Origin of the sequence: Alistipes sp. ZOR0009 (assembly GCF_000798815.1) — a bacterium.
Classification (GTDB): domain Bacteria; phylum Bacteroidota; class Bacteroidia; order Bacteroidales; family ZOR0009; genus Acetobacteroides.
Window position 1 is genome coordinate 1 of sequence record NZ_JTLD01000052.1, and the last position, 11,965, is coordinate 11,965.

Genomic DNA, 11,965 nt, shown 5'->3' on the forward strand with positions numbered 1-11,965 from the left:
TCAAACTCATCGGCGCCTACCTTCTTGCTCTTCATCGCCCACGATACGGGGTCGGAAAGCTGGGCAAAGGCCATGCCTATTGAGAGCACTAAGCATGCTAGGGTCGTTAGAAACAACTTCTTCATTTTACTTTTTTTTGTTGCTAATGAGAACAGCAAGAGCATCAGCATGGTGCAATCCAACATGCACCTGCAAGTAAAGTTCTCTAATAACTACCGAGTTATAACGAAATAATTGAAATAGGGTGAAAAATCAGGCTGTTTCTTAAATTCAAAACAGCCCAATTTTTAAAGTTAATTTTTGGGGTAGTCACGCTACTTATCTGTGACATTTAAAGGGGCAAATTTCAATGTGCACGAATACACTACTTAACGGGTTTACTTTTTAGCAGCGGTGATCGTAAGTTATAATCTCTACTACCCGCTTTTAGTATACTTTCGGGGATATACTTAACCGCATCTGGCATCGCTTTTAGCATACGCTCAAGCTGTAATGCATACTCATGATGGTAGGTTACGTCTCTCCTATCTGAATAGTTGTAAGCAGCATACTGGGCATATGAAAGACACTTTTTCACCCAATATTCAGGATATTCACCATACCAAATCATCCGAGAAGTAAAGTAGAGAAAAACACAAAGTTCATCCTTATAATCTCCTGGATTTGCCATAAGTGGATCAATTACCAAAGCAGCCTCATTAAACTTCTTTTCCTTCACTAGCTTATCAGCCTTGTTCTTTTGCTTCAAGAAATCTTTCCCCTTGAAACTAGGAACGGCATCGAATTCGGCCTCATCAGGACAGAAATTAAACTCCTTAAACAACTTACCATCAACAGCTTTTTGTCCATATTTCTTAGATAATGAAGCATAATTATTCACCAATTCCTTAAAATAGGAGCTGCTACGTCCTGAAATCGATTTACTAAAAAGGGCCCATACCTTTTCATTTTCCAACGAGTAACCAGATGTTTTTGCTAGTGTTTCTGCAATTTTATCAACGGCATCTCTATTATAGCGCGATGCTGCATAGCAAGCAAAATCCATGAGAAATTCAGGGCTTGAATTCCCTTTTTTCATCTGCTCTTCTAAAAAGATTGAGCGCTTCTGCGGATCGAGAGCCGATTTTGCTGTAAACAGAAATGTTTCCTTGTCCTGACGACTACCGGAAGTATGAACAGCCTGATCGGTTTTAGGATCAATAAATGCAAATGTAGGATACGACCTCACGCCATAACGCTTGGCAAGCTCAATACCCTCTCCATTTTCTGCATCTATCTTTGCATTGATAAAGTTAGCATTGAAAAAATTACCAACGCTTTCCAACACAAATACATCCTCGGCCATGGCAAGACATGGACCACACCATTGCGTATAGAAGTCAACAAATATGAGCTTATTTTCTTTTGCGGCCTTAGCCTTTACCTCATTCCATGAGGAATGGTCGAATTGAATACCTTCCTGAGCGCTAGCACCAATTGAAAGTAGAATACAAAAAATGATTACAAGTTTATTCATGTTAATGTCGTTATTTTAAGTAGGCGATTTACATCGCCTACTTTGGATTTGATTGTCTTATTTTGTTGCCTAACGCTCGTACTGTGGCATATCTGGATTAAAATCCAACACCTCCTGGCTTACGGGCAGAATGTACCTATTGTCATTTGGTTTTAGAGTAAACTCTACACCTTCTACATTGTGAATAACCGATTTTTTAAATCGTTCCTCCCTATTAAGTCGCTTCAGGTCAAACAGACGATGATAGCCAACAAAAGCAAACTCTCTTCGTCTTTCATCCAACACCTTTAAAAGAGCATCCTCTTTATCAAGAGCAGAAAGAGGTTGATTACTCTTTATGCGCGAATCTCTTAGCGTATTTAAGTATTCAATTGCCTTATCCTTAGATCCAATTCTGGCTTCGCATTCAGCTGCAATAAGCATATTCTCGGATGTTGTAAAACCATAGTTATGATTAATCCAAGGCCCAAATGTTGTCTCTCCAGGAAAAGCTAAAGGGGTGCCTCCATAGTTTACCTTATCATCGGCATAGAACAGCGCACGCCTCATGTCGACAGCACCATCTGGTAAATCTTTTTTGAAAACATTCTTCAAATCTACGCTTACGCAGCAGGTATTACTTATCTGCTCGCTTACATTACGCAGGTATATGCATTCTGGGTTATCAATATCGTAAAGAAATGTACCTCCATTAACACCCACAATACGTCCCCAAGTGGTTACATCATTTACAACATACGGCTTATGGTCGTAAAGACTACTTTTCACCCCTAGCGCCAGCTTCGCATTCTCAAGCGCCATCTCGTATTTTCCCATTGTTAAGTAAAGACGTGCGAAGAAAGAGTAAACTGCAGCCTTCGAAGGGTAGGTTACAAAGGCAGCCCTATCTTTAAGATTTGGAAGAGCCTCCTTCAAATCATCTTCAATTTGCTTGTATACCTGGGCAACCGTACTACGATGTACCTTCTGGTTTATATTTGCTACCAAAATTAATGGTACACCATAGTCTTTAGATGCTGTTGTCGCGTCATATTGATTTGCATATGCGTTAACCAAAATATAGTACTGGAATGCACGAGCAACTAGCGCCTCCGATCTCAGCCTTAATTTTTCTTTTTCAGAGGCATCGGGTACGCTCATTACCTCATTAATTACCGTATTATAGGTAAAAATCTGATCGTACAGGCTATTCCATAGTCCATCCGATTGACCTGGAGTAAATAGCTGACCTGCTTTAAATGAGTAGGTATTTCGTTGCACCTCGCTTTTATTGGCAAAGTTGTAGCTATCTGCTGTTTTAACGTTAAAAAGTAGGTGCACGTCGTCAGTTAAGAACATTGGATAGATGCTCCCCACACGTGTTAAGGATACACTAGACATTAGCTTTTGGTAGTCCTGAAAAACCGATGGGATGGTAATCCCTTTAGGCTTATTCTCCAAAAAATCACTACATCCCTGAAGTAGAATTATCCCTAAAAAAAGGAAATATGCTATTTTTCTCATTGCGACAGTCATTAAAAGTTAACAGAAAGACCTAACGTGTATGTTGCAGGATAAAGGACACCTCGCGAAGGTGAAAGTGAGCTACCATTCCATACTTCAGGATCTAAGCCCGCATCATTGGCAACCCATTTCCAAATATTTTGAGCTTGGAAGTTTACCCTTACCGATTGAACCATTGCTTTCTTGAGAACGCTAGAAGGAATAGTATATCCCAGCGTCAAATCACGAAGCTTAATGTAATCTCCTTTTTGAATATGCTTATCGGCAGCCCCCCAAATATCAGTAGCAGCCCTAGCCGTTGAGTTTCCAAATGCAAAAGCAGGATTCATATTTGGATCATTTTCATCACCTGGCTTTCTCCAAAAATTCATCATATCCTTATCCATATTGCTGGTATAGTAAACAGGATGAGAGGTGAACAGCATTTTTGCCTTTACATCGCGCATAACATTACCACCATAGTAGATAAACATAAACGACAAGTCAAATCCCTTATAAGTAATGCGATTGCTTAAGGAGGCATTATAGGGAGGTGTTGTGGTTCCTGAATAAACTAAATCCTCCTTACTCAGCTGGTCTGCTCGCTTTACAACTGTTCCGTCTTTCTTATATGCCATAGGAATCCCTTTGTCGTCCAACCCTTTGTACCTAACACTAAACAAAGCTCCCATTGGATACCCTTTTCTTATATTTGTACCAGAGTAATAACTGTAAGCTGATTCCGAACTTGCTTCAACCGCTGTAATCTCATTTTTAGTGTATCCAAAAATGAAGTTGGTAGTCCATGTAAAATCCTTTACCTTAATATTTGTACTATTCAGATTAAGTTCTACACCCCTATTATACATGCTAGCATAGTTCATTAAGACAGAACTCCATCCGAGGGTAGGATCAATAGAAAACTGGCCCAAAAGATCTGTACTTTTCTTGTTATAGAATTCAATTGACCCGGAAAGCCTATTCTTAAAGGTTGCAAAATCTACAGCAACATTCGTTACCTGAGTTTTTTCCCATCGTAACATAGAATTAGGAGGAGATTGCACGTAGGTTTGGTTTTCATTAGTCATATTGTTATTTGCATCATCCACCACAATCGTATAAGGTCCTGTTTCTTTAGCAACATTTCCATTAATACCATAGGTTAAACGTCCTACCAGTCTGTCCAACCATCCAAATCTATCCTCGAGAATCACGTAATGTGCACCTAAAGACCATAAAGGTTTAAATTGATTCTTAAAATCAGTACCAAAAAGATCAGATTGATCCACTCGAATACTACCGTTTAAGGTAGCCCTTCTATTATAAGTATACGAGACGTTGGCGTAGTACGATAGGTAGCGATTGTCCTTCTCTCTGTATTTAAGAGATTCAGAATCTGGCCTAAAGTTAGAGTAAAAAAACTTTCTAGTTTGACTTTGAGGTGCTGAATTAGGATCCCCATCTGCCGCAACTATTGGCTTATTCATCATAAGCTCATCGAAAGGACTGTATACTAGAGTTTGGTCGTCATACCCTACACGGTATACCCCCTCCGACTTGTTAACCACCTGCCTACGTTCTGCTCCTGCAATAGCCTGTATTTCGTGAACATCTTTAAATGTATTGGTATAGTTGAGCTGTCCGCGTAAAGTATACGAGTTACTCGTATAATCATTCTTAAGCAGTTGCCCTCCTTGAGGAATATTATTTCGAACACTACCATCTTTAAATATTTGGGTAGCATCGTTAATCATTCGTTTTACCTTGTTGGAGTTCTTGGTATCGTACTGCTGGCTATAGCCATCGGTACGCTCATTTTGGTAGCGAATATCTGCAGTTAAGCCATCGTAGAGCTTAAAGTTCACCCCAAAATTCATGTTTAAGTAGTTGCTCTTGGCCGTATAATGGCGAGATGCCATTTGGTTCAACGGAATATAAGTCTCGTCGAGTAAGCCCAACGCATTAAGTCTATCGATTTCTTTCTGCGACTTAGTGCTGCCATCCATATTGTACCACTGTTTCGGATTCCCATTTTCATCTCTAAGAGTATAGTATGAAGCAGGTCCTCCATTCAAAATATTCATTCCTAACACTCCGTTATCATAATCGGAAGAGACGTTGCTACCCAATATGCCGACGTCAGCCTTCATCCACTTAAAGAAGTTAAACGAATTCTTTAGGTTAAATCCTACACGATTGCGACTTTGCTCCCTTTCATAGGGTAAATCTTGCTGATAGTTTGCTGAAATATTATACCGATGAATGTCGCTACCTCCTCCAAACGAAATGTTATGTTGATGCGTAATGCTATTCCTTCGAAGGTATTCGTCTATTACCTCATTATATCGATCCTTACTACGGAAACTGTTAAGTCCCGCTTCAAGCTGTTCGCTGGTTATTTTTTTCTCTTTATGATCAATCAGTAAAACCTGTACATCATTCTGCCACTGATTGGCATTTGCTCTGCTAATAGGGTAAATTCCAAACGTTTCCTTTTGGAGATCGATAAACTCCGAGGTACTCATTCTATTTAGATAGTCGCGATCTGGAAGACCTTGAAATTTTATGCTCCCGGAATAGGAGACAGCGGTCTTACCTATAGCCCCACCACGTGTCGTAATAACAATAACTCCATTTGAAGATCGAGCTCCATAAATTGATGCTGCTGTAGCATCCTTAAGTATTGTAACATTCACAATGTCTGCAGGGTTTATTGCATCAATACTCCCCTCATAAGGAACACCATCCACCACATAAAGAATTCCTCTATTCGCATTAATGGTTGATGTACCACGAATCACTGGATTACCCTTATAGGAAGAAAGACCAGAAACCTGCCCTTCCAACCGATCAAGAATGCTTGTTTGTAATTTCCCTTCCAGCACTTTAGGCGTAACTACGGTAAACGACCCTGTCGCTCTTTCCTTTGAGATGGTCTGGTAGCCAGTAACAACAACCTCATCGATCCTTTTTGATTCTGGCTTTAACTCTAGGGTGTAAAATACTTGCGTCCCTTTTAGATCTATCTTCTGCTCTAACTTAGTATATCCAATGAAGGATGCTAAAATAGATGTTGCATTATCAGGCAGGGTAAGTGAAAAATTGCCATCAATATCGGTTGCTACTCCAATAGGAGTCCCCTTAATGGTAACCGATGCTCCCGGTATTCCCTGTCCCGTTTCATCAACCACCCTTCCCTTAACTATTTTCACCTGATTTCCGCTCGACTTTGTGCTTGTTGATGGGGAAGTGACATTCGCGGTTTTCAAAGGGGTTAAAATAACCTGCTTCCCCTCAATTGAAAAATTTATTTTTGCTTTTTCAAAAAGTTGCTTGAGGGCAACCTCGACAGGAAGATCCTTACAGCTAAACGTAACCCTTTTGCTAACATCAACGGTACTCGACGAATAGATAAAAGAAAGATCACTCTGCTTTTCAACTTCTTGTAGCACCTCTTTCAGCACCCGATTTTTTGCATTGATAGTAATAGGGCCAGCCCATGCCATCGCAGCACTAGCAGCCATACACACAACGGTAAGCAGCAATCGACGAATGCCTAACCACTGCTTCTGTTTCTTGAAATGGTTTGTAGTTTCCATAGGTTTATTGTGTTGTTTGTATTTTATATACACATGGCAACAGCATCCCCCTAAACACTTATTTTCTTTTGTTGAAAAAACAGGAAGTATCTGACCAAAGCGACTCGTAATCAGGCGCAAATAATTGTCAAAAAAAAGAAAAGAAAATAGAGCCAGCCACTCAAGGGATTAAAAAATATAGTACAATTCAAAAAAAGGGATACTTGCTGCTGTAAATATCAACAAGTATCCCTTTTGTGCATTTTAAGGAGTAGATATAGGCTCCTTTATATTAATAGCGACTAAGAGTCACTATGCTATCCTTTAGCTCATACCTAACTAGCGAAACCTTATTCATCATCTCTAATATCTGAGAAATAGACTCTTCCTTAAATTTCCCAGTAAACTGCTTATCGAGCAAATCCGAATCTTTTACGATGATTCTAACCCCATGCCAACGTTCCAATTTTTTAATAACCTCCTTCATTGGGGTTTCATCAAAAACAAGCCATCCATCCTTCCATGCAAGTGTTGAGAATGTCGTCTTAGGTGTAGTGAGATCAACTGTTCTATCTGATTTTTGTACCAACACCATCTCATTTGGTTTCACCTCAATCTCCTTATTCATATGAGGTTGCTGTTTTACAATCGTAATCTTACCAGAAAGAAGTAATGCAGAAATATTTTTATCATTCTTATATGATGATAAATTGAACGTTGTTCCTGTAACCTTAACGCTAATTCCATGCCCCAGATTTATAATCATTGGAACTGCAGGATTTTTCACCACCTCAAAAAAGCCCTCTCCAGAAAATTCTATATTGCGCGACTTAGACCCAAATTTTGAAGGACATTTTATGTAGCTATCGGAGTTGAGACGCACCCTGCTACCATCTGGTAAGGTAACAACCCCTTTTATTCCTCTATTTGTTGTATACTCAAGTTGTACAATATTTTGTGTCTCCAAAAAATGGATCTGAGAACGATAGCTATCAACAGTTCTAAAAGTAAAGAAACCTACCAAAAGCAGAATCGAAGCTGCAATTCCTCCCCAATATGCACGACCAAGCCATTGCTTCTTACGCAACCGCTTTGAAAAAAGAGCCACATCCTGAGCCGACACCTCCTTATTAGGAAGGTTAGCTAGAACCCATATGTTTTTTATTCGATTGAATACCTTCCGGTTTTCCTCACTTTGACCAATCCACTTCAATACGGTTTCCCGTTCAGCTTCGCTGGCCTTACCTTCAACATATTTTACTATAATCTTTTTGTCCATCATCGAATGAGTGAAAAATATATACGTTTATATTAATACTTCCCCTAAGAGTTTATTACTTCTTTTAAAATAATTATGATAAAGGTAGGCAAGTAATCCTTGAATTTAAGCCTAAAGAAATACAGAGCCTTACTCATCCTATACTCCACCGTTTTTACAGAAACGTTAAGTTGCTGAGCAATTTGATCATAAGTAAGATCATTTTCCCTATGCAATCGATAAACAGCGCTCATCTTTTCGGGCATATCATTCAACACCTCTTCGACCATATCTGAGATTTCAACCAATAAATATTCGTCTGCGGTGCTATCGCTAAGAGCTAAAAGGTTGTCCACATCTTCTTGCTTAATGATTTTATTGGCATACCGACGCTCAGAAACTCTTTTTCTAAGAATATTTAAGCACTTATTCTTGACAATCGTAAGAATGTAAGATTGTACGCTCAATTCTAGGTTTATCTCTCTCCTCTTTTCCCAGAGTGTTATAAAAGCATCTTGAGCAACATCTCTAGCCATTTCGGTATCTAACAAATACTGGTTAGCATAGAAGACTGCTTTGTTATAGTATACCCCATAAAGATGCTCGAAGAATTCTATATCTCCGGCAATCAGTCTTTTATTTACGAGTCGATTTGAAAAATTTAGTTCCATTTATCCGATAACATGTAACAGCCAAACCACATCCTTTGCCCTATAAAAAATTAAAGGCAACTCCCAGTAAACAGCTCACAAGAAATAAAAAATTGAGCAAAGAAGTACTACTCATCCTTGCATTTTAATATTTACACATCATTTTTTTTGTGAACAATCCATATATATCAGTATCTCTCACAGAACTAAAAAATAGTCATAGGCACAATAAATAATCTTCAGCAACAATTGGCTACCTATGAGAATCTACCTATGAGAATCTACCTATTAACTCTCTGATTTTGCTGCAATAAACAATAAGTTGCAAATTGGAGTTTAAGATTGGAGATTCCTCTTCTAAGTTTCTCACCAACATCCCTTCTTATCCAAGGCGAACTAGCAATTGGCAGTTTTTCGCTTATTCTGTAACCTCTTTAATTTTCCAGCCTTCTTTTAACTCCCGTATAACTTCCTAAAATAACTCCTTCCAATGTCGTCCTAAAACACCTTCCCGCAATATCTTCCGTCCTTCATCGCATATTCCATTAAAGTTCTTACCTTTGCCGTCCAAAATAAAGAATAACCGAGACGGTTAACACGTACTGCATGACATTTGAACAACTAGACTTAATTCAGCCCATACTAGAGGCTTTAAAACAACAAGAATACACAACACCAACTCCCATACAGGCTCAGGCTATTCCGAAGATACTAGATGGTAACGACCTGATAGGATGTGCGCAAACTGGCACAGGGAAAACGGCAGCCTTTAGCATCCCCATCATTCAAAAGCTCACCGAGAGTGCCGAGCATGGCAAGCGCAGAATGGTAAAGGCCCTTATCATAACGCCAACAAGGGAGCTCGCCATACAGATTGGCGAGAGCTTCGAGGCCTACGGCCGATACACCAACCTAAAGCATGCCGTTGTATTTGGAGGCGTCTCGCAGGTGCCTCAGGTTAACCTACTAAGGTCTGGGGTTGATATCCTTATTGCCACCCCGGGTCGACTACTCGACCTCTACAATCAGGGCATCGTAAAGGTTCCTCACCTCGATTTCTTTGTCCTCGATGAGGCAGACAGAATGCTCGATATGGGTTTCATTCATGATATTAAGCGAATACTACAAATTATTCCAGCGAAACGTCAAACGCTGCTTTTTTCGGCCACCATGCCGCCCGAGATCCAAAAGTTGGCCAACGCCATGCTCCATAAGCCACAGCGGGTTGAGGTTACCCCCGTGTCCTCAACCGTAGATATCATTAAACAGCTGGTGTACTTTGTGGAGGCTAAGCAGAAGAAAGATCTGCTGGTAACGCTACTCAACAACGAGACGGTGGAATCGGTGCTGGTATTTGCCCGCACCAAGCATGGATCCGATAAGCTCGTTAAGTCGCTGGTTAAAGAGGGTATTCGAGCCGAAGCCATTCACGGAAACAAATCGCAGAACGCCCGCCAAAATGCCCTTAACAACTTTAAGGATCGAAAAACGAAGGTTCTCATTGCCACCGACATTGCCGCCCGCGGTATTGACGTCGATCAACTTTCTCACGTTATCAACTACGAGCTACCGGAGGTTCCTGAGACCTACGTGCACCGTATTGGACGAACTGGACGTGCCGGAAATAAAGGGGTGGCCATCTCGCTGGTTGCTCCCGAAGAGGTAAAGCATCTTAACGAGATAGAGCACCTGATAAAGAAGAAGATCCGCGTGGTGTACGACCACCCGTTTGTGAGTTTGGCATCGGCACTAGGAGCCAGCAAGGCTATGGACAACGCTAAGGTTGCGCCAGCCCCAGCAAAAGGCAAAGGCTACAGGGGCAGCAAAGCCAACGGCGACTTTTTCCGAAGAAAAAAGCGAGAAGGTCAACGTTCAGCATCTAAGAAAAGATAATACATATGTTTAGATATAAAAAAGCAGGATGGCAATTCAGGTCATCCTGCTTTTTTAGCCCGTTCAACAGACCTTCCCCTCCTAAAAAGGACGAGTAACCGAGTAGCTCTTAAATCTCCCATTTTCTACAATCCATAAGGCGGCATAGCCTCCAGCCCCATCTCCATTTAAGGTGGATATGTAGATTCTTTTATTTTTCCAATCGTGGTAAACCTTTGTATTCTTCAGGTTCGGTTCAAACAAGTTATCAGTAGGAAGAAACACCCGTTTACGCCCATACTGAAGTACCAGCTGACCATACTGAACCTTCGGAACATTTCCGTCAGTACCCCAAATATCTTTACCGTTAATCTTGATAAGTGCTGTCATCTCGCTAAGAGAGGTTCCTCTTACAAAAAGGAGCTTATTAGACTTCGGATCAAAAGGAATTGTTGCAGCAGTCAGCACTACCGAATCGGCACTCCATGTTGCCAGCGTTTCAGTAAGGTTACTACAGGGGACTTTTGGAAGGCTATCCACCCGCTTTACCGACGAGCCCAGAATAAACCCGCTCTTGCTTAGCTTTCCCAAATCATAATCAATAGAGATCCAGCCATCCTTCTCTTCACCGAGACAATACACTACAGCGCCGTCAACCAGCCTACCAACGCTGCTGCTACCGACACTGGCGCTACTTTTTACGTTAATGACGTCCGCCTTTTCGACAACGGCAAACTGCCCAAATACGTGCTGCCATAGCACCAAAATCAAAATCGTTAACCCTCTTCCTTTCATTCCTATATCACCATTTTACTTTGTTCAACTCAGCCTCTGCAAGATGTAAGTATAAAGATCAACCAAGTCAACCTAACACGGCAACATTAGGTTGAGTACTTTTTTTTATTTTTTTTCATTCCCCAATATCTTCATACCTAACAATAGTTACCTTCAAGTTAGTATGTTACATCAAGTTCCCTTCTTGCACATTGCATGCTAAGATAATAAATTCGCTGCTGTATAAAGGCTGAATCACACAAAACAAATTAATATGGAAAAAGTACTTATTGTATTTGCCCACCCTTACCACCTCAACTCTAAGTCCAACAAGGCGCTGCTAGAGGAGGTTGGTAACAACAGCGAGGTAACCATCCACAACCTAGCACAGGCTTACCCAGACGGAAAGATTGATGTCGCCAAAGAGCAGGAGCTGCTAACCTCCTTCGACAAGATAATCCTTCAATTCCCTACATTCTGGTTTAATACGCCAGCCATTCTCAAGAGCTGGTTTGATGAGGTATTTACCTATGGATGGGCCTACGGTCCAGATGGCAACGCGCTAAAAGGTAAAAAATTCGGAATTGTAACCACCACGGGCGGTGTAGAGGATGCCTACCAAAAGAATGGAGACAAAGGCTTCTCGATAGAAGATTTTCTGAACTCCGTTATTGTCAGCATAAAGTATGTAAACGCCGATTTTATAGGCTATGTAGTACTGCACAACGCAATGAATCCTACAGAGGAGCAGCTTAGCGTCGCTAAAAAAGAGTACAAGCAGCTAGTGCTTGGTTAACAGGACTGAGGTAAAAAGAAAGAGGCTGTCTAAAAAGGA

The 11,965-nt window shown here is 40.7% G+C and carries 8 protein-coding genes; 2 read left to right on the forward strand and 6 right to left on the reverse strand.

The window, feature by feature from the left end; all coding sequences use genetic code 11:
* Positions 1–364: 364 nt before the first annotated feature.
* The 5 genes from L990_RS14250 to L990_RS14270 form a co-directional block, all read right to left on the reverse strand.
* Positions 365–1,516: a thioredoxin family protein gene (locus L990_RS14250; RefSeq protein ID WP_047450762.1), complete on the reverse strand. Its 1,152-nt coding sequence runs from the start codon at positions 1,514–1,516 to the stop codon at positions 365–367.
* A 69-nt stretch (positions 1,517–1,585) separates the two neighbouring features.
* Positions 1,586–3,019 (reverse strand): RagB/SusD family nutrient uptake outer membrane protein, encoded by a 1,434-nt coding sequence (locus L990_RS14255; RefSeq protein ID WP_047450765.1) that lies wholly within the window; start codon positions 3,017–3,019, stop codon positions 1,586–1,588.
* Positions 3,020–3,030: 11 nt separating this feature from the next.
* Positions 3,031–6,597 (reverse strand): SusC/RagA family TonB-linked outer membrane protein, encoded by a 3,567-nt coding sequence (locus tag L990_RS14260; protein WP_047450767.1) that lies wholly within the window; start codon positions 6,595–6,597, stop codon positions 3,031–3,033.
* A 271-nt stretch (positions 6,598–6,868) separates the two neighbouring features.
* Positions 6,869–7,858: a FecR domain-containing protein gene (locus L990_RS14265; RefSeq protein WP_047450769.1), complete on the reverse strand. Its 990-nt coding sequence runs from the start codon at positions 7,856–7,858 to the stop codon at positions 6,869–6,871.
* Positions 7,859–7,899: 41 nt separating this feature from the next.
* Entirely contained in the window at positions 7,900–8,505 is a 606-nt protein-coding gene (locus L990_RS14270) for an RNA polymerase sigma-70 factor (protein ID WP_047450771.1), read from the reverse strand.
* 585 nt (positions 8,506–9,090) lie between these two features.
* On the opposite strand from L990_RS14270, the gene L990_RS14275 reads away from it, so the two are divergent.
* Positions 9,091–10,377, forward strand: a complete 1,287-nt coding sequence (locus L990_RS14275) for a DEAD/DEAH box helicase (protein WP_047450773.1) — start codon at positions 9,091–9,093, stop codon at positions 10,375–10,377.
* Positions 10,378–10,458: 81 nt separating this feature from the next.
* Here L990_RS14275 and L990_RS19385 read toward each other — a convergent pair whose 3' ends face one another.
* A complete protein-coding gene (locus L990_RS19385; RefSeq protein ID WP_052181041.1) occupies positions 10,459–11,151 on the reverse strand; it encodes a hypothetical protein in 693 nt (230 codons plus the stop codon).
* Between the two features lie 253 nt (positions 11,152–11,404).
* Between L990_RS19385 and L990_RS14285 the strand changes: the two genes are divergently transcribed.
* Positions 11,405–11,926 (forward strand): NAD(P)H-dependent oxidoreductase, encoded by a 522-nt coding sequence (locus tag L990_RS14285; RefSeq protein ID WP_047450775.1) that lies wholly within the window; start codon positions 11,405–11,407, stop codon positions 11,924–11,926.
* The last annotated feature ends 39 nt before the right edge of the window (positions 11,927–11,965 follow it).